At 67.9% G+C, this 16,786-nt stretch carries 22 protein-coding genes; 15 read left to right on the top strand and 7 right to left on the bottom strand.

Annotated elements, in window-relative coordinates; genetic code table 11:
* Positions 1–395 precede the first annotated feature (395 nt).
* Together E0H92_RS41870 and E0H92_RS41865 are read left to right on the top strand one after the other, a co-directional pair.
* Positions 396–902, top strand: a complete 507-nt coding sequence (locus E0H92_RS41870; RefSeq protein WP_131500207.1) for an acyl-CoA thioesterase — start codon at positions 396–398, stop codon at positions 900–902.
* Entirely contained in the window at positions 899–1,564 is a 666-nt protein-coding gene (locus E0H92_RS41865; protein WP_202874105.1) for a potassium channel family protein, read from the top strand. The genes E0H92_RS41870 and E0H92_RS41865 overlap by 4 nt, the downstream gene beginning before the upstream one ends.
* Here E0H92_RS41865 and E0H92_RS41860 read toward each other — a convergent pair.
* A complete protein-coding gene (locus E0H92_RS41860; protein ID WP_131460669.1) occupies positions 1,561–2,181 on the bottom strand; it encodes a TetR/AcrR family transcriptional regulator in 621 nt (206 codons plus the stop codon). The genes E0H92_RS41865 and E0H92_RS41860 overlap by 4 nt on opposite strands.
* 37 nt (positions 2,182–2,218) lie before the next feature.
* Between E0H92_RS41860 and E0H92_RS41855 the strand changes: the two genes are divergently transcribed.
* The 9 genes from E0H92_RS41855 to E0H92_RS41815 all read left to right on the top strand — a co-directional run bounded on the left by E0H92_RS41855 (position 2,219) and on the right by E0H92_RS41815 (position 8,723).
* Positions 2,219–3,283: a DMT family transporter gene (locus tag E0H92_RS41855; RefSeq protein WP_165550269.1), complete on the top strand. Its 1,065-nt coding sequence runs from the start codon at positions 2,219–2,221 to the stop codon at positions 3,281–3,283.
* Complete coding sequence (locus E0H92_RS44550; RefSeq protein ID WP_238151427.1) at positions 3,171–3,584, top strand: MarR family winged helix-turn-helix transcriptional regulator; 414 nt, start codon at positions 3,171–3,173, stop codon at positions 3,582–3,584. The genes E0H92_RS41855 and E0H92_RS44550 overlap by 113 nt, the downstream gene beginning before the upstream one ends.
* A gap of 1 nt (position 3,585) precedes the next feature.
* Positions 3,586–4,836 carry a glycoside hydrolase family 3 N-terminal domain-containing protein gene (locus tag E0H92_RS41845; protein WP_131460667.1) on the top strand — a complete coding sequence of 417 codons (1,251 nt, stop codon included), beginning with the start codon at positions 3,586–3,588 and terminating at the stop codon, positions 4,834–4,836.
* Positions 4,833–5,165, top strand: a complete 333-nt coding sequence (locus E0H92_RS41840; RefSeq protein ID WP_131500206.1) for a YidH family protein — start codon at positions 4,833–4,835, stop codon at positions 5,163–5,165. The genes E0H92_RS41845 and E0H92_RS41840 overlap by 4 nt, the downstream gene beginning before the upstream one ends.
* Positions 5,166–5,173: 8 nt before the next feature.
* On the top strand, positions 5,174–5,482 hold the full coding sequence (locus tag E0H92_RS41835; protein ID WP_131500205.1) for a DUF202 domain-containing protein: 309 nt from the start codon (positions 5,174–5,176) through the stop codon (positions 5,480–5,482).
* A 139-nt stretch (positions 5,483–5,621) separates the two neighbouring features.
* On the top strand, positions 5,622–6,254 hold the full coding sequence (locus tag E0H92_RS41830) for a DUF47 domain-containing protein (protein ID WP_131460665.1): 633 nt from the start codon (positions 5,622–5,624) through the stop codon (positions 6,252–6,254).
* Positions 6,255–6,256: 2 nt separating this feature from the next.
* Positions 6,257–7,255, top strand: a complete 999-nt coding sequence (locus E0H92_RS41825) for an inorganic phosphate transporter (protein WP_131460664.1) — start codon at positions 6,257–6,259, stop codon at positions 7,253–7,255.
* Positions 7,256–7,339: 84 nt separating this feature from the next.
* Entirely contained in the window at positions 7,340–8,476 is a 1,137-nt protein-coding gene (locus E0H92_RS41820; RefSeq protein WP_420843856.1) for an inorganic phosphate transporter, read from the top strand.
* A 13-nt stretch (positions 8,477–8,489) separates the two neighbouring features.
* Positions 8,490–8,723 (top strand): hypothetical protein, encoded by a 234-nt coding sequence (locus E0H92_RS41815; RefSeq protein WP_131460662.1) that lies wholly within the window; start codon positions 8,490–8,492, stop codon positions 8,721–8,723.
* Between the two features lie 46 nt (positions 8,724–8,769).
* On the opposite strand, the gene E0H92_RS41810 is transcribed toward E0H92_RS41815, so the two are convergent.
* A complete protein-coding gene (locus E0H92_RS41810) occupies positions 8,770–9,300 on the bottom strand; it encodes a hypothetical protein (RefSeq protein WP_131460661.1) in 531 nt (176 codons plus the stop codon).
* 126 nt (positions 9,301–9,426) lie between these two features.
* Positions 9,427–10,173, bottom strand: coding sequence for a lysophospholipid acyltransferase family protein (locus E0H92_RS41805; protein ID WP_131460660.1), 747 nt, complete (start codon positions 10,171–10,173; stop codon positions 9,427–9,429).
* 153 nt (positions 10,174–10,326) lie between these two features.
* On the opposite strand from E0H92_RS41805, the gene thiC reads away from it, so the two are divergent.
* From thiC to E0H92_RS41790, 3 genes are all read left to right on the top strand, one after another.
* Complete coding sequence (thiC, locus tag E0H92_RS41800) at positions 10,327–11,949, top strand: phosphomethylpyrimidine synthase ThiC (RefSeq protein ID WP_131460659.1); 1,623 nt, start codon at positions 10,327–10,329, stop codon at positions 11,947–11,949.
* A gap of 139 nt (positions 11,950–12,088) precedes the next feature.
* Positions 12,089–12,688, top strand: a complete 600-nt coding sequence (locus E0H92_RS41795) for a transposase (RefSeq protein WP_131460658.1) — start codon at positions 12,089–12,091, stop codon at positions 12,686–12,688.
* A complete protein-coding gene (locus E0H92_RS41790) occupies positions 12,685–13,242 on the top strand; it encodes a hypothetical protein (RefSeq protein ID WP_131460657.1) in 558 nt (185 codons plus the stop codon). Before E0H92_RS41795 ends, E0H92_RS41790 begins: the two co-directional genes overlap by 4 nt.
* Before the next feature lie 2 nt (positions 13,243–13,244).
* Here the strand turns inward: E0H92_RS41790 and E0H92_RS41785 are convergent, their stop codons facing one another.
* The gene (locus E0H92_RS41785; RefSeq protein ID WP_131460656.1) at positions 13,245–13,913 is read right to left on the bottom strand and encodes an RDD family protein; all 669 of its coding nucleotides are present in this window, start codon (positions 13,911–13,913) and stop codon (positions 13,245–13,247) included.
* A gap of 55 nt (positions 13,914–13,968) precedes the next feature.
* Between E0H92_RS41785 and E0H92_RS41780 the strand changes: the two genes are divergently transcribed.
* A complete protein-coding gene (locus E0H92_RS41780; protein WP_238152555.1) occupies positions 13,969–14,394 on the top strand; it encodes a DUF2752 domain-containing protein in 426 nt (141 codons plus the stop codon).
* A 6-nt stretch (positions 14,395–14,400) separates the two neighbouring features.
* On the opposite strand, the gene E0H92_RS41775 is transcribed toward E0H92_RS41780, so the two are convergent.
* The 3 genes from E0H92_RS41775 to pstB all read right to left on the bottom strand — a co-directional run bounded on the left by E0H92_RS41775 (position 14,401) and on the right by pstB (position 16,776).
* The gene (locus E0H92_RS41775) at positions 14,401–14,889 is read right to left on the bottom strand and encodes a hypothetical protein (RefSeq protein WP_131460655.1); all 489 of its coding nucleotides are present in this window, start codon (positions 14,887–14,889) and stop codon (positions 14,401–14,403) included.
* Positions 14,890–14,916: 27 nt separating this feature from the next.
* Entirely contained in the window at positions 14,917–15,816 is a 900-nt protein-coding gene (locus E0H92_RS41770) for an RDD family protein (RefSeq protein ID WP_131500203.1), read from the bottom strand.
* A gap of 183 nt (positions 15,817–15,999) precedes the next feature.
* The gene (pstB, locus tag E0H92_RS41765) at positions 16,000–16,776 is read right to left on the bottom strand and encodes a phosphate ABC transporter ATP-binding protein PstB (RefSeq protein ID WP_131294238.1); all 777 of its coding nucleotides are present in this window, start codon (positions 16,774–16,776) and stop codon (positions 16,000–16,002) included.
* Positions 16,777–16,786: the final 10 nt, after the last annotated feature.

The raw sequence follows: 16,786 nt of genomic DNA, 5'->3' as shown, positions 1-16,786 counted from the left end.
CCAAACCTGTGGACAAGCGCGACTCTCCTGATTGCCGACGCACCCCGGGTCGTCCGGCAGGCCCGAGTTGTCCGGCACCCAGGCAGAAACGGGACCCACTCGGCGAGCAGCACCCGAAGAGCGGGGAAACAAAGTTGCACCTGGCGACGATTTCTTTCCCGGCCACGGCAGCTCATCCCACGCTCCGGTCCCGAGTCGTGGCGTTTGGTCGGTCCCCGAAACCGCGAGTCGTGGACCCAGGCTGCGTTCGGCGACCAAAACCCACGACTCGAGGGTTCGAGCGGAGAACCCATCGGTTGGGGGGTCCTGTTGTCCGGTGCGGGTCAGGTGTGGTCGGTGAGTGGTGGGGGCGGGATACGCTGCCGCGGACGCTGTCGGAGTTAGCGAGGAGTTGTATGAGTAGCAGTCCGTTGGCGCGGCCTACCTCGGAGACGCGGTTGTCGTTGTCGCATATCACCGCGCAGAACGAGACGAATCTGCTCGGCACTGTGCACGGCGGCGTGATCATGACGTTGGTCGACTCGGTGGCCGGTGTGGTTGCGGCGCGGCACTCGGGTGGGGCCGCGGTGACCGCTTCGATGGACGAGATGGTGTTCCTGGTCCCGGTGCGGGTCGGTGATGTCGTGCACTTCAGCGCGCAGGTGAACTGGACCGGGCGGAGTTCGATGGAGGTCGGCGTACGGATCACCGCCGATCGGTGGGATGCGGTCGGTCCGCAGGTGCATGTCGCGTCGGCTTATCTGGTGTTTGTGGCCGTCGACGAGGAGGGGAAGCCTCGGCAGGTGCCGCAGGCGGTTCCGGAGACCGACGAGGACCGTCGCCGGCTGCGCGAGGCCGAGATCCGCCGGAGTCACCGGTTGGCCCGCCGCGCCGCGATCATCGCCTCCCGCGAGCAGGTATGACGAGCATGCTGGGACACGCCAGGCGGAATCCGTCGGCGGTGTTGCTGGTTGTGCAGTTGCTTGGCGTGCTTGTTTATCCGGCGATGGAGGGGTCGCGTTCCGGCCGGGTCGGGTTCGAGATTCTTGGCATCGTCGTACTGGTGCTCGCGGTCGTGTCCGTCCGGGCGACTCCTGGACTGACCTGGGTCAGCGTCTGCCTGGGGATCCCGGCGGTGGCGTTGTCGGTGGTCGACGCGTTCAATCCGACTCAACCAGTGGTCGCGATCTCCGGCGCGCTGCATGCGGCTTTCTACTTCTATGCGGCGTACAGCCTGCTCCGCTACATGCTGTCCGACCACGAGGTCAGCGTCGACGAACTCTTCGCGACGGGAGCCACTTTCACCTTGGTGGCTTGGGGTTTCGCCTATCTGTACGTGTTCGTGCAGGTTCTCGTCCCCGGCAGCTTCACCGCGGCTGTTGATCCGGCCAACGATCGCACGTGGATGGAGCTGCTGTTCCTGAGCTTCACCACCCTGTCCAGCACCGGCCTGAGCGATATCGTCCCGATCACGTCCTGGGGACGCTCAGTCGTGATGCTCGAGCAGCTCGCCGGCCTCGGGTACGTCGCCATGGTCGTGTCCCGCCTCGTAGGCCTGACCATCACCAAACGAAGTAACACCTAAACCCGCGGCCACCCGGCGAGCAGATCGGCGGCTGCCCGCGCGGCGACCTCCGGCGCGGAGGTCATCGCCGCGACCCGGTAACTGACCAGCGCGCCCTCATGGAGCAGCAACAGCCGATCGGCCAGCTCGCCCGCGTCCGCAAACCCCGCCGCCCGCGCCTGCGCCTCGAACTCGGACCGCATCCACCGCTTCTGGCCGACGATCACCGGCATCGCCGGGTGGTCCGGCGCGGCCAGTTCGACGCTCGCGTTGATGAATCCGCATCCGTTGCGTGATCCAGCGAGCCAGTCCGTCAGCGCGGCGAAGAGCACCAAGATCACCGCCTCGGGCGTGGCCGGATTCCGTGCGGCCAGCTGTTCGTCTAGGAACAGGTGCCAGGTCCGGTCCCGCTGCTCCAGGTACGCCGCGATCAGCCGGTCCTTCGACCCGAACCGGTCGTACAGCGTCTTCTTCGTCACGTCCGCCGCCGCAGCGATCGCATCGACGCCGACGGTCCGGATCCCCTGCTCGTAGAACAGCGTCGACGCGGCCGCGAGGATGCGCTCGCCGGCCGGGGTCAGCCGCGGCGCCGCACGGACCTCGCGGTCCACGATCAGTCTCACCTGCTGGTCGAGCATACTGACAGTATACCGACCGGTGTGGTTACCGTCTTCCATGATCACGCACAGGGCGCTCACGCTGGCAGCCGGGACCGGGTTCGTCGTGTTCTGGAGCTGCGGCTTCATCGGTGCGCGCTGGGGGACGGAGTACACAAACGCGTTCGACCTGCTCGCCTGGCGGTTCCTCGTCGCGGGCGCGATCGCCGTGGTGGTGCTGGCGATCCGGCGGCCGCGGATCTCTCGCCGGGACCTCGTGAGCCAGGTGTGGATGGCGGTTCTCACCCAGTTCGTCTATCTGGGCCTGATTTTCACCGGTATCGACCACGGCATCACGGCCGGTGTCACCGCGCTCATCGGGTCACTCCAGCCGATCCTGATCGCGACCGTCGCCGGGCCGCTGCTCGGCGAACGTGTCAGCCCGCGCCAATGGCTAGGACTGTTCATTGGTCTGCTCGGTGTCGGTCTGGTCGTCGCTGACGACCTCGGAGCCGGCCACGGTTCACCGCTCCTCTTCCTGATCCCGATCGGCGGTCTCCTCGGCCTGGTCGCGGGCACCTGCCTCGATCGGCATCGAAAGCCGGCGACGAACTCTCTGGACGCGCTGGCGGTCCAGAGCCTCGTGTCCGCAGTCCTGTTCACCGCGTTGGCTGCGTCGACCCATCGACTGACCGTGCCCGAGCAGCCGGGCTTCTACGGCGCGGTGCTCTGGCTGGTGTTGCTGGCAACCGGCGGCGGCTGGGGGCTGTACCTGGTCAACCTCAAGCTCTCCGGCGCAACACGCATCAGTTCACTGCTCTACCTGGTTCCGCCGACCACGATGGTGTTCGCGTTCCTGCTGTTCCACGAGACGATCGGCGCGCTCGCCGTCGTCGGCATGCTGGTGTGCGCTGCCGCCGTACTGCTGATTCGGATCGGTGAACAAGTACGCTGCGGGGATGGCGGAACCCCGGTGGCTGAACCAGACAGAGGCGCAGGCCTGGCGCGCGTACATCGCGGCGCAACGCGTAGTGAGCAGCCGGATCGAGCAGCAACTGCAGCGCGACGCCGGAATTCCGCACACGTACTACGAGATTCTCGTCCGGCTGTCCGAAGCGCCTGCCAACCGGCTGCGGATGAGTGAACTCGCGGTCGCCACCCAGGGCTCCCGCAGTCGCCTCTCGCACGCGGTCAACCGGCTCGAGCAGAACGGCTGGGTGAAGCGCGAGGGGATCGAGTCCGACCGCCGCGGCCAGGTCGCGATCCTCACCGAACTCGGGCGGCAGAAGCTCGTCGACACGGCCCCCGGGCATGTCGAGGAGGTCCGCAAGTCGATCTTCGACGCCCTCAGCCCCGAGCAGGTCGAGCACCTGTACGACGTCTGCGCGACCCTGGCCCGGCATTCCGGTGACACCGTCGACCGCGCGGCGTGGGAGCGAAACTGAGATGAGGCGCCCGGTCGCGCTGATCGCGCTGACTGCCCTCGCCGTGACCGGCTGTGGCGACAGTGGCTCCCCGACCGCAGGACCGAGCACCGTGCCGTCGTCCTCGATCCCGGTGACCGACGATCCGCCGACAACGCCGACGGACACGCCTACGAACACACCGAGCGAAACCCCGAGCAAGCCGCCGACCTCGAAGCCGCCGACCAGTGCGGCAGGCTGCGTCGACCAGAAGCTGCGGACCCTGACCCTGCGGGAGAAGGCCGCACAGCTGATCATGACCGGGATCAACTCCACGGGTATGACGTCCGCCCAGCGTGCCGTCGTACAGCAGGAGAAGTCCGGCAGCGTGTTCCTGATCGGCAACGGCGGCAGCCTCTCGCACACCCGGACGGCGATGGCCGCGGTGAATACCGCCGCGACCGTGAAAGGCGTCCGCCCGTTGATCGCCGCGGACCAGGAAGGCGGTCAGATCCAGCGCCTCAAGGGCTCCGGGTTCGACCGCATCCCGGCGGCTACGGTGCAGGGCACATGGTCGAGTTCCAAGCTCACCGCGCAGGCCCAGCAGTGGGGCAGCCAACTGAAAGAGGCCGGCGTCAACGTCGACCTCGCGCCGGTCGCCGACGTCGTACCCAGTTCGCTCAAGTCCCAGAACGCACCGATCGGCCAGTTGGACCGTGAGTACGGCGACACGCCTGAGGAGGCCGGTCAGGGTGTGCGGGCCTTCGTCCAGGGCATGCGCAACGCGGGGATCGCGACGTCGGTCAAGCACTTCCCGGGCCTCGGGCGCGTCCGCGGCAACACCGACTTCTCCTCCGGGGTCGTCGACAACGTCACCGAGCGCGGCGACGCCGACCTGCAGCCGTTCGCGGACGGGATCAAGGCCGGTACATCGATGGTGATGATCTCGACCGTGACGTACACGAAGATCGATCCGAAGAACCGCGCGGTGTTCTCGCCGACCGTCATCCAGGGCATGGTGCGCGGCGATCTGGGCTGGCGCGGGGTCGTGATCACCGACGACGTCGGCGCCGCGGCGGAGGTCGCCGCGGTCCCGGCCGGCGAGCGCGCGACCCGGTTCGTGGCGGCCGGCGGCGACATCGTCATCAACGCGAAGGCCGGCCTGACCGCCGACATGGTGGGGGCGCTGGTGGCCAAGGCGCAGCAGGACAAGTTCTTCGCCGCGCAGCTGACTAGTAGCGTGCGCCGTGTGCTGACGCTGAAAGAGGACTACGGCCTGGTGAGCTGCGGATGACGGAGGAGGAGCCCGACTACCGCTTCACCCTCGCGAACGAACGCACCTATCTGGCCTACCTGCGGACCTCCCTGGCCTGTTACGCAGGCGGGCTGTCCGCGGTGCAGTTCCTCGATCTCGGGCCGGACCGTTTGCCGGCCAAGGCCATCGGCATCGTCCTGGTCCTCGCCGGGATCGTGACGACCGCGGGCGCGTTTCGGCGCTGGCAGCTCAATCTGACCGCGATCCGTCGCGGTGGCGCACTCCCGGTGACCAAGCTCCCGCTGATGCTCGGAGCAACGATCGGCGTGGTCGGACTGATCGGCCTGCTGTTCTCGCTCTGGCGCTGAGTGTGGCGATGAGCACACCGGATCCAGGCCGCCAGCCGGAGCGGACACTGCTGGCGTGGCGGCGTACGGCGCTCGGGCTGATTGCCAACGGCGTCCTGCTGCTTGCCTCCGGCCACGGCTCGTCCGACGTCCGAACCGGTCTCGGGATCGTCGTTCTCGTGCTCTCGATGGGCTGCTGGGCGGCGGTGAGCGCCGTCTACCGCCGGACCAAGGGTGGCGCGATCCATGCCCTCGGCCACGACAACGTGCTCCGGATCGCGGCCGGTCTGGTGCTCGTGGTCGGGCTCTTCGACCTGTACGCCGTGATAACACGCTGAAACCGATCGGTCACCGGTCGTGCGCGCCGGGAAACGCGGTTCACCGCGACGCGCTACGTTGATCGGGGCGGATGCCGCGTCAACCGATGGTTCCCCCTAGCATGTTCACGGTTTGTCCCTCGTTCATCCGGAGCTTGAAGTGCCGTTACGTCTGCGTCCGAACGACCCGACGTTCTACGACCTTTTCACCGAGTCCGCGAACCACCTCGTGGAGGGATCGCGCATCCTGGCGGAATTGCTCGGCAGTACGGCGGGGACCGGGCTCTCCGCGAGCCACCAGATCGCTGCCCAGATGAAGGACGCGGAACACGCGGCCGACGAGACCACCCACTCGATCATTCGCCGGGTGAACTCGACCTTCGTCACCCCGTTCGACCGTGAGGACATCTACCGGCTGGCCTCCGATCTCGACGATGTCATGGACTTCATGGAGGAGGCGGTGGACACCATCCACCTCTTCAACCTGGAGAAGCTGCCGGAGGAGATCGCCGAGCAGATCGAGGTCCTCCAGCGGGCCGCGCAGCTGACCGCCGAGACGATGCCCAGGCTGCGGACGATGAAGGACCTGGCCGAGTACTGGATCGAGATCAACCGCCTGGAGAACACCGGTGACGCGGTGCACCGGCGGCTGATCGCGAAGCTGTTCAGCGGCGAGTACGAGGCGCTGACGGTGATGAAGCTGAAGACCGTGGTCGACCTGCTGGAGGCCGCGATCGACGCGTTCGAGCACGTCGCCAACACGGTCGAGCAGATCGCCGTCAAGGAGAGCTGAGCGTGGAGTTCGCGCTCGTCATCGCCGTCGTCGTCATCGCGCTGGCCTTCGACTACACCAACGGCTTCCACGACGCCGCCAACGCGATCGCGACCTCGGTGTCCACCCGGGCGCTGACGCCGCGGGTGGCGCTGGTGATGGCCGCGGTGATGAACTTCCTCGGCGCCTTCCTCGGGACCGAGGTGGCCGACACCGTCGGCAAGGGCATCATCAGCGCTCCGAGCGGCAAACACGGCCTGGTGATCGTGATCGCCGCGCTGGTCGGCGCCATCACCTGGAACCTGATCACCTGGTACTTCGGTCTGCCCAGCTCCTCGTCGCACGCGCTGATCGGGGGCCTGGTCGGCGCCGGCCTGGCGTCGAGCAGCGTGGTGCTGTGGTCGGGCATCGTCGACAAGGTCGTCATCCCGATGGTGCTGTCGCCCGCGGTCGGGTTCGTCGGCGCGTTCCTGCTGATGACCGCGATCCTGTGGATCTTCCGGAACAGCAACCCCGGCCGGACCACGCGCGGCTTCCGGCTGGCGCAGTCGCTGTCGGCCGCCGCCATGGCGCTCGGGCACGGCCTTCAGGACGCCCAGAAGACGATGGGCGTGATCTTCCTGGCGTTGCTCACCACCGGTCACGTGAGCAAGGGCGACGGGATCCCGATCTGGGTGAAGCTGTCCGCCGCGACCGCGATCTCGCTCGGCACGTACTCCGGCGGCTGGCGGATCATGCGGACGCTCGGCCGCCGGATCATCCACCTGGATCCGGCCCGCGGCTTCGCCTCCGAGGCGGTCGCAGCCACCGTCCTGTACGTGATGGCGATCGGCCTGCACGCCCCGGTCTCCACCACCCACACGATCACCTCCGCGGTGATGGGCGCCGGCGCCACCAAGCGCCTGTCCGCTGTCCGCTGGGGTGTCGCCAAAGGCATCGTGACCGCCTGGATCCTGACCATCCCGGCCGCCGGTATCGTCGCGGCCGGCGTCTACGGGCTGGCTCACCTGATCTTGGAGTAAGAACACAAGATCCATTCATGCCGAATTCACTCACCCGGCCTACGGTCGATCGACGTTGCAGATCGTCCGCCTAGGGAAGTGATCCTGATGGACCTGTCCTTCCTCGTCGTCGTGGTGATCGTCACCGCCTTGGTGTTCGACTTCACCAACGGGTTCCACGACACCGCCAACGCGATGGCGACGTCGATCGCCACCGGAGCTCTCAGACCGAAGGTCGCGGTCGCGCTGTCGGCGGTGCTGAACCTGGTCGGCGCCTTCATCTCGACCGAGGTCGCCAAGACGATCTCCAGCGGGATCGTCGACGACACGAAGGTGACCGTTCCGGTCATCTTCGGCGGACTCGTCGGCGCGATCCTCTGGAACCTGCTGACCTGGTACGTCGGTCTGCCGAGCTCCTCGTCGCACGCACTGTTCGGCGGCCTGATCGGCGCCACCTGGATCGCCTCCGGGAGCAGCGCCGTACATTTCGGAACCGTCGTCCAGAAGATCATCGTCCCGGCGGTCGCGGCCCCGATCGTGGCCGGTGTGGTCGCGCTGCTCGGCACCTTCCTGGCCTACAAGATCACCGCACGGGCGCGGAAGAAGTCGGTGAACGAGGGGTTCCGGATCGGGCAGATCGCGTCCGCGTCGCTGGTCTCGCTCGCGCACGGCACCGGTGACGCGCAGAAGACGATGGGCGTCATCACGCTGGTGCTGATCACCTCGGGCAGCCTCGCCTCCGGGTCGCGGCCGCCGCTGTGGGTGATCCTGGCGGCCGGTCTGGCGATCGCCGCCGGGACGTACCTGGGCGGCTGGCGGATCATCCGGACGATGGGCAAGGGCCTCGCCGAGATCGAGTCGCCGCAGGGCTTCTCCGCGGAGACGAGCTCGACGGCCGTGCTGCTGGCCTCCTCGCACCTGGGCTTCCCGCTGTCCACCACGCAGGTCTGCTCCGGCAGCATCCTCGGCGCCGGCCTCGGCAAGCGGCTGGCCGAGGTGCGCTGGACGGTCGCCGGCCGGATGGCCGTGGCCTGGCTGCTCACGCTGCCGGCCGCTGCGGTGGTCGGCGCGCTGGCCGGCGAGGTCGCCGACTCCGGCAACCTCGGTGTGGTCATCATCGCGATCCTCGCGGTCGCGGCCGGCGGCGGAATCTACGCCGCGTCCCGGCGCCGTCCGGTGACGTCGGAGAACGTCAACGAGTACCCGAGCAGCAGCCAGGCCGCCACGGCCGCGGCGGCCTGAGAGGAGTACGGCGATGCACATCAACTGGAGTGCGCTCGGTGAGGTCGCACTGGTCAGTCTGCTCTTCGGCGTCGGCCTGGCGGTGCTGTTCGCGTTCGGGGTGACCGCTATGTCGCGGCGGGCCGTGGCGATCGACGAGAAGCGGCAGCCGTCCTTCGTGGACACAGGCGTGGCCGCACTCTGTTTCGCCGCCTGCCTGGCGGCAGTGCTCTACGGGCTGTACCTGATCATCCCCCAGTTCCACTGAGCCGTACGACGGGCGGTCTGGCGGCTGCCCGTCGTACAGCGGTTCTTCAGCGGTTCCAGCGGCGTACGGACTTGGCGACGTCCTTGGCGCGGATGGAGCCGAGGTTGTACTCCCAGGCGGCCAGGAGGCGGTCGCCGAGGACCTCTGCGTCCAGGTACGTGCGGGGGCGGACAGCGACCGCCCAGGTGGCCGCGGCCGCGTGGCCCTGCTGGTGGAGGAGGTGGTCGACGGTCGCCTCGATGCGGCTCGACTGGGTGCCGCCTAGGCCGTCCGTGGCCCACTCCTGCATGATCCGGGCGTCGTCGGCCGTCATCCGGGCCAGGTAGGTCAGCGGGCCGCGCCAGAAGCCCTTGCGGCCGATGCTGTCCAGGGACTCGAGCGGGAACCAGCCGTTCTGGTTGCGCCGGCCGTTCACCGCGGACTCGATCTCCCGGGCGCGGTCCGCGGACAGTCCCCGGGTCGCCCAGTCGACGAAGAACGCCCCCGCGTCCGGGATGTGCTCGGCCACGTGCGGGGCCGGCGTCAGCGCCCCCGGGTCGAACAGATGCAGCTCTTCCGGTGAATCGAACAAAACCATCCCCGCCCGCTCCTGGTACGCGAGCCACCGCAGCCGCCCGCCACACAGGGACCCCCCAGGTTCCTGCTCCGTCAACGAAAGACTTCGTACCCTCGTACCGGGCCGAGGGTCAAGGTCTGGTCCGCCCTACTGACGTTTCGCTGCCCGCCTGGCGAGCTCCTCGGCGTCCAGCCGCTGGGCCTCCTCGGGAGTCGGCGCGCTGCCGCCGTACGCGGCCGGCAGCCACCAGGCGCCCTCCGGCTGCTCGGGGTAGGCGCGGATCGTCTCGTCCAGCATCCCCGCCATCGTTGACCGCAGGTGTGCGGTCGCCTCGGCCGGATCGTCGTCGCGCGTCACCGTGATCGGCGCGCCGATGCTGATCGAGATCGGCCGGTGCCGGGTGAAGTCCCGCGGGTGGTCCTTGGTGAACATCCGCTGCGTGCCCCACAGGATCATCGGCAGCACCGGTACGCCGGCCTCCGCCGCCATCCGCACCGTGCCGGACTTGAACTCCTTGAGCTCGAACGACCGGCTGATCGTCGCCTCCGGGAACACGCCGACCAGCTCACCGGCCGCCAGGTACTCCAGCGCCTGCTGGTACGACGCGGCGCCGGCGTCCCGGTCCACCGGGATGTGGTGCATCCCGCGCATCAACGGGCCGGAGATCCGGTTGCGGAACAGCACCTCCTTCGCCATGAACCGGACGAGCCGCTTGGCCGGCAAAGCGCCGTACCCGCCGAGGATGAAGTCGACGTAGCTGATGTGGTTGATCGCGATCAGCGCCCCGCCGGTCCGCGGGACGTGCTCGGTCCCGGTACGGCGGATCTTCAGGTCCAGCACCGTGAACGCGGTCTTCGCGAAGGCGACGACAGGCGGGTAGACGAGGTCTCGCATTCCTCGACGCTACAGGCTTCGTCTAGGGTGGCGGTCACAACTGGAAATCGCGGGAGCTCGCACCGTAGTGGGCTGAGAGGGCGGCTGGCTTGAATCGCCGGCGCCGCCGACCGCCGAACCTGTCCGGGTAATTCCGGCGTAGGGAGCAGCAGCATGGTGAATGTCAGCACGATCCGTCCGGCCGTCACCACGGGTCCGATCTCGGGCTCGGAGAAGATCTATCGCGGAGAGCTCGGGGTACCGGCGCGCCGCGTGAATCTGACCAACGGCGAACACTTCGACCTCTACGACACCTCCGGTCCGTACACCGACGCGTCGGCGCAGATCGACGTCCAGGCCGGTCTGCCCGCGCTCCGGCGCGAGTGGATCGCCGGCCGCCCGGGACTCACCCAGCTCGGGCATGCCCGGGCCGGGACGATCACCGAGGAGATGCGGTACGTCGCCTTGCGGGAAGGGCTCGATCCTGAGTTCGTCCGCGCGGAGGTGGCGCGCGGGCGCGCGGTGATCCCGGCGAACCGCCGGCACCCGGAGAGCGAGCCGATGATCATCGGGAAGAAGTTCCTGGTGAAGGTGAACGCGAACATCGGCAACTCGGCCGTCAGCAGCTCGGTCGAGGAAGAGGTGGAGAAGCTCGTCTGGGCGACCCGGTGGGGTGCGGACACCGTGATGGACCTGTCCACCGGCAAGAACATCCACGAGACGCGGGAGTGGATCCTGCGGAACTCGCCGGTGCCGATCGGGACGGTGCCGTTGTACCAGGCGCTGGAGAAGGTGAAGGGCGATCCGGCGGCGCTGTCGTGGGAGGTGTACCGCGACACCGTGATCGAGCAGTGCGAGCAGGGCGTGGACTACATGACCGTGCACGCCGGCGTACTGCTGCGGTACGTGCCGCTGACCGCCCGGCGGATCACCGGGATCGTGTCCCGCGGCGGGTCGATCATGGCCGCGTGGTGCCTGGCGCACCACCAGGAGTCCTTCCTCTACACGCATTTCGCGGAGCTGTGCGAGATCCTCCGCGAGTACGACGTGACGTTCTCGCTCGGCGACGGCCTCCGGCCGGGGTGTATCGCCGACGCGAACGACGAGGCGCAGTTCGCCGAACTGCGGACGCTCGGCGAACTGACCAAGATCGCCTGGGAGCACGACGTGCAGGTGATGATCGAAGGCCCCGGACACGTGCCGATGCACAAGATCGCGGAGAACGTCCGGCTCGAGGAGGAGCTCTGCGGGGAGGCGCCGTTCTACACGTTGGGGCCGTTGGCAACCGATGTGGCGCCGGCCTACGACCACATCACGTCGGCGATCGGCGCGGCCCAGATCGGCTGGCTGGGTACGGCGATGCTCTGCTACGTCACGCCCAAGGAGCACCTCGGCCTGCCTGATCGTGACGACGTGAAGACCGGCGTGATCACGTACAAGATCGCCGCCCACGCGGCCGATCTGGCCAAGGGGCATCCGGGCGCGCAGGACTGGGACGACACGTTGTCCAAGGCAAGGTTCGAGTTCCGCTGGGAGGACCAGTTCAACCTCTCGCTGGATCCGGACACGGCGCGGTCGTTCCACGACGAGACGTTGCCGGCCGAGCCCGCGAAGACCGCGCACTTCTGCTCGATGTGCGGCCCGAAGTTCTGCTCGATGCGGATCACCGCCGACATCCGCGCGTACGCCGAGGAACACGGCCTGACGTCGGCCGACGCGATCGAGGCCGGCTTCGCCGAAATGTCGGAAACGTTCAAGGCCGCGGACCAGAAGCTGTACCTGCCGATCACGGACTGAGTACGGACCCCGTCCGGCCCGGCGTGAATCTGGCTCCGGGCCGGATACGGGGAGTAACCGGCTGAACCGATTCAGGTTTTACCCTTCACTCTACGTGAATAAGACTGTAGCCTTAAGCCGTTCAGAAGGAGGTGCAGGGATGGTCTTCGTTCTCACGGTAGATCAGCGCGGCAGCCGAAGCACGAGCGATCTCGTACCTGAGCTACTGAACTTCCTGAACCGCCGTCCGCGGCGGACCGGACTGCTGCGGAGGTTCGAGCGGACCGCCGGCGACGAGGTGCAGGGTGTGCTGTCCGAGGCCCGTCCGACCGTCGACGTGATCGTCGAACTGCTGCGGTCTGACAACTGGTACGTCGGACTCGGCGTCGGTGAGGTCACCGAGCCGCTGCCGCGCAGCACCCGCGCCGGAAGCGGCGACGCGTACGTGTTCGCGCGGGAGGCGGTGACGCGGGCGAAGTCCAGCCAGCACCACGTGAACGTGGTCGGAGCGGACTCGCGTAGAGCAGAGCAGGTGGAGACGGTGCTCTGGCTGATGGCGTCCGTGCTGCGGCGCCGCAGCGACCGTGGCTGGGCAGTGGCCGACCTGTTGGGTGAAGGACTCACGAGGCGGGAGATCGGTGTGAAGCTCGGCATCAGCCAGTCGGCGGTGACACAACGCGCCCAGGCCGCGGGCTTCGCCGAGGAACAGCGCGGACGGGTGCTGGCCGCGGACCTCCTCGGTGCCGGGGCCGCTGCGTGACGGCGCTGGTCCTGTCGCTGACCGGTGCCGCACTGGTCCTCGCCGTACTCGCCTGGGTGCCCAGGTCGTCCGGCTCCACCCTCGAGATCGTCATCAGCAGCGTCATGCTGGCCTGCCTCGCCGCTGTCGGCGTACTGCTGCTCGCTGGACACGGAGTGGACGGCTGGGCCGAGCGCTGGTGGAACATACTGCTCCTGCTGGCCGGAGCGTTGGCAGTGACGGGTGGCGGGCCGCTGACGACCTCTGTGATGGCCCTGGCCGACCGGAGGAGCACACGCGCCCAGTCGACGCAGAAGGCCGGTGAGGTGCTGCGGGGCGGCGCTCTGATCGGTGCGCTCGAGCGAATGGCTATCTACGCTTCACTGGTCTCCGGCTGGCCGGAAGGTATCGCTGTGGTGCTGGCTATCAAGGGACTCGCCAGGTACCCCGAGCTCCGCAGCCCCGACCAGCCTGCCTCGGTCACGCCGCAAGCCGTTGCAGAGCGCTTCATCATCGGCACCTTCAGCAGTGTGCTGTGGGCCGTGGCCTGCGCGGGTCTACTGCGCTCGCACTGACGTCAGATCTTCACCACGTAGGTGTTGATGACCTTGTCGTGCCAGGTCTGCTTCTGGTCGTCCCACAAGGGCCACAGGACGTTCAGGAAGCAGGCGTTGTTGAAGAGGCCGCTGAGGAAGTCGCGGAGGAAGGACTTGCCGGCGCCGATCGGCTCTCCGGAAACGGCGTCGATCAGCTTGATGTGCAGTGCGCTCTTGCCCACGCTCTGCCCGGTCCGTCCCTGCCGGAAGACCCGGTTCCACAGGCTGAGCGCGATGGCGGCGACCATGCTCACGAGGAAGAGGATGATCGCCCACCACTGCGGATTGTCATAGGGGGAGGGGTTGTCCTGGCGCGCCACGACGTTCCAGATCAGAGCGCCGTACCCGATCACTATCGGCACCAGCACGATCAGGCTGTCGATCAGTGACGCGGCAACGCGAGGGCCCCAGTCGGCCAGAGGAGGCATCGGAGCGCCGTAGCCGTAGCCATAGGAGCCGTAGGGCTGCTGGCCGTAGCTCGAGCCGTACGGCTGACCGTAGCCCGGCCCGTACGGCGCCTGCTGCGGATGCTGCTGTGGCTGCTGCCCGTACCCGTAGCCCGGCTGCTGTCCGTACCCGTACCCCGGCTCGGTGTTTCCGTACGGCCGGTCCTGCGGCCGGTTGTCGTCGGGCGGCGTCGGTGTGCTCATCGGAATCCGTCTCCCAGTCGATCGATGCGACCAGTATCGCGGGTACGGTGGGAGTGTGACCTTCGCGGTGATGCCCCGTCCACAAGGACCGGTCAAACCTGTCGATCGACGCGTCTGGGGGCTGGCCGGAGTGGGGATCGGCGGCTTCGCGCTGGCCGGGATCTACCGGCTGTCCGGCCTCGGCATCCCGTGCCCGCTGCACACGATGACAGGTCTCGACTGCCCGTTCTGCGGCGCGACCAGAATGGCCGCCGCACTCCTCGAAGGCGACCTGAACGCCGCCTGGCACTTCAACGCCGCGGTCCTGATCCTCGGCCCGCTCATCGGTGTTGCCATCGGCTACGAAGTTCTCGCCTGGTCGCTGTCCCGCGCCGGCTGGCTCAACCTGCCACGCCAGCGCCTCAGCCCACGGGCGGTCGCGATCCTCACGAAAGTTGCTCTGGGCGCCTTGCTGATCTTCGGCGTACTACGGAATTTCTAGCGCCGGTCACCTGATCAGGCCGGCGCGCTGCCACGCGGCCTGCACGAACGGCGGCACCACGAGGTCGATCCGCCGGTTGAACGCGACGTGGTTCAACATGACGTCGAACCACACCGGCCGCGGCACCCGCAGCTTGTACTGAGTGTCCCCGTAGGCGAGAACAGTCCCGTCATGCTCGGTCCACATGCGGGTCACGGCGGCCATCCCGAAGTCCTGCTGGCCGTTGCGGTTCAGCAGTAGTACGCGGTACCGCGTGAGCACCGCCGTACCGTTGTCGATGGTGCGCCACTGCGCCGCCGACGCGTTGCCGTGGGAGCTCCCGAAGGCGAGCCGGATGCCGTCGAACCGTTGCACCTCGCACGGTTCGACCGCGTGGGCGGTCTCACCGGGACCCAGCGGCACCGGCGGCGGGAGAGGCTGCAGCTGAACACCCTGGCCCAATGCGCTCCACAAGTTCCACGCATCCCACCAGTCCTGCTCGAACGGATTCAGCACAGCCCCTCCCCAGTTTCCTTCAGCCGACTACCGGAGCCCGATCACCAGCGTGTTCGCGGCCTTGTCGTGCCAGCCCTGCACCCGACCGGAGCTGTCGAACAGCGGCGACAGGTAGACGAGCAGCGCGCCGACGTAGCAGAGGAACGCGCCGATCATCGGCAGCAGCCAGCGCATGAACGCCGGACCGAAGCCGGGGAGCTGACCGTCCGCGGAACGGACGACCTTGATGCCCATCACCATCTTGCCGACCGTCTGGCCCTTGAACGCCGTCAGCAGCAACTCGTACAGGATCGTGATCAGGACCGAGATACCGATGAAGGCGAAGAACCCGCCGAGGATGCCGGCGGTCTCGCCGTCGGAGACGGTGCCGTCGTTGGTCGCCGCAGCCGTACCGCCGATGAAGACGAAGTACAGGATGCCGACAACCGCGTACAGGATGACGCTGTCGATGATGCGTGCGAGCGCACGCGATCCGATCGTCGCCACCTTCACGGTGCCCATGCCCGGGATCTGCACGAGGCCGCTCTGAGCCTGCGCCACCTGGCCGTAGTCAGGACCCTGCGGGTAGCCGCCGGGCTGGCCGTAACCGGGCTGACCCGGCTGGCCGGGCTGCTGGCCGTACTGGGGCTGGCCGTAACCGGGCTGGCCCGGCTGCTGGCCGTACTGCGGCTGGCCGTAACCAGGCTGACCAGGCTGTCCGCCCGGCTGGCCGGGCTGCTGACCATAACCAGGCTGACCCCCCGGCTGCTGGCCGTACTGCCCCGGCTGGCCGGGCTGTCCCGGCGGTGTGGCACCGGGGTTGCCGTACGGGTTCTGTCCGGGGCCTTGGGCGCCCTGTCCATAGGACGGCTGCCCACCGGGCGCGCCCGGTCCCTGGTTCCGGCCGTCCTCCGGTCCGGTGCCCGGGGGTACGTTCTGGTCGCTCACGATGGTCCTTTCGTCACAGTTCACCCGCGTTTACTGGGCAAAGGCTAGCGGTCGGAGGGCCACAGTGGCGGGCACGGCAAGCGCGAAACGCCCGATCTGTGGACAGTTGCACCAATTGACACCAAATACAGCTGCGGGCCGGTGAATCACCGGCCCGCAGCTGTGGATAACTCGTACGACGGCCTAGCCGAAGCGACCCGTGATGTAGTCCTCGGTCGCTTTTTCGCCCGGGTTGGAGAAGATCTGCTTGGTCGGGGCCATCTCGATCAGCCGGCCGGGCTTGCCGGTCGCGGCCAGGTTGAAGAAGGCCGTCTGGTCCGAGACCCGCGCCGCCTGCTGCATGTTGTGCGTGACGATCACAACAGTGAAACGGTCCTTGAGCTTCTCGATCAGGTCCTCGATCGCCAGCGTGGAGATCGGGTCCAGGGCCGAGCAGGGCTCGTCCATCAGGATCACCTCGGGCTCGACCGCGATCGCCCGGGCGATGCAGAGCCGCTGCTGCTGACCGCCGGACAGACCCGCGCCCGGCTTGTCGAGCCGGTCCTTCACCTCGTTCCAGAGGTTCGCGCCCTTGAGCGACGACTCGACCACCTCGGTGAGCTTCTTGCGGTCCTTGACGCCGTTCAGCTTCAGGCCGGACGCGACGTTGTCGAAGATCGACATCGTCGGGAACGGGTTCGGCCGCTGGAACACCATGCCGACGACCCGCCGGACCGCGACCGGGTCGACGCCGTTGCCGTACAGGTCCTGCTGGTCCAGCATCACCTTGCCCTCGACGCGGGCGCCCGGGATCACCTCGTGCATCCGGTTCAGGGTGCGCAGGAACGTGGACTTGCCGCAGCCGGACGGGCCGATGAACGCGGTGACCGAGCGGGGCTCGACCGTCATCGACACGTCCTCGACGGCCTTGAAGTCGCCGTAGTAGACGTTGAGGCCGCTGACCTCGATGCGCTTAGCCATATCGACTCAG

Source organism: Kribbella speibonae (assembly GCF_004331375.1).
In the GTDB taxonomy this organism is placed as follows: domain Bacteria; phylum Actinomycetota; class Actinomycetes; order Propionibacteriales; family Kribbellaceae; genus Kribbella; species Kribbella sindirgiensis.
Note: the sequence above shows the minus strand (reverse complement) of the source record. Positions and strands in the feature narration are given on the sequence as shown.

What these genes read in the sequence shown, in the direction of transcription:
- E0H92_RS41870 (WP_131500207.1), top strand. Translation starts at nt 396, where the DNA reads ATGAGTAGCAGTCCGTTGGCGCGGCCTACCTCGGAGACGCGGTTGTCG.
- E0H92_RS41865 (WP_202874105.1), top strand. Translation starts at nt 899, where the DNA reads ATGACGAGCATGCTGGGACACGCCAGGCGGAATCCGTCGGCGGTGTTG.
- E0H92_RS41860 (WP_131460669.1), bottom strand. Translation starts at nt 2,181, where the DNA reads ATGCTCGACCAGCAGGTGAGACTGATCGTGGACCGCGAGGTCCGTGCG.
- E0H92_RS41855 (WP_165550269.1), top strand. Translation starts at nt 2,219, where the DNA reads ATGATCACGCACAGGGCGCTCACGCTGGCAGCCGGGACCGGGTTCGTC.
- E0H92_RS41845 (WP_131460667.1), top strand. Translation starts at nt 3,586, where the DNA reads ATGAGGCGCCCGGTCGCGCTGATCGCGCTGACTGCCCTCGCCGTGACC.
- E0H92_RS41840 (WP_131500206.1), top strand. Translation starts at nt 4,833, where the DNA reads ATGACGGAGGAGGAGCCCGACTACCGCTTCACCCTCGCGAACGAACGC.
- E0H92_RS41835 (WP_131500205.1), top strand. Translation starts at nt 5,174, where the DNA reads ATGAGCACACCGGATCCAGGCCGCCAGCCGGAGCGGACACTGCTGGCG.
- E0H92_RS41815 (WP_131460662.1), top strand. Translation starts at nt 8,490, where the DNA reads ATGCACATCAACTGGAGTGCGCTCGGTGAGGTCGCACTGGTCAGTCTG.
- E0H92_RS41810 (WP_131460661.1), bottom strand. Translation starts at nt 9,300, where the DNA reads ATGGTTTTGTTCGATTCACCGGAAGAGCTGCATCTGTTCGACCCGGGG.
- E0H92_RS41805 (WP_131460660.1), bottom strand. Translation starts at nt 10,173, where the DNA reads ATGCGAGACCTCGTCTACCCGCCTGTCGTCGCCTTCGCGAAGACCGCG.
- thiC (WP_131460659.1), top strand. Translation starts at nt 10,327, where the DNA reads ATGGTGAATGTCAGCACGATCCGTCCGGCCGTCACCACGGGTCCGATC.
- E0H92_RS41795 (WP_131460658.1), top strand. Translation starts at nt 12,089, where the DNA reads ATGGTCTTCGTTCTCACGGTAGATCAGCGCGGCAGCCGAAGCACGAGC.
- E0H92_RS41785 (WP_131460656.1), bottom strand. Translation starts at nt 13,913, where the DNA reads ATGAGCACACCGACGCCGCCCGACGACAACCGGCCGCAGGACCGGCCG.
- pstB (WP_131294238.1), bottom strand. Translation starts at nt 16,776, where the DNA reads ATGGCTAAGCGCATCGAGGTCAGCGGCCTCAACGTCTACTACGGCGAC.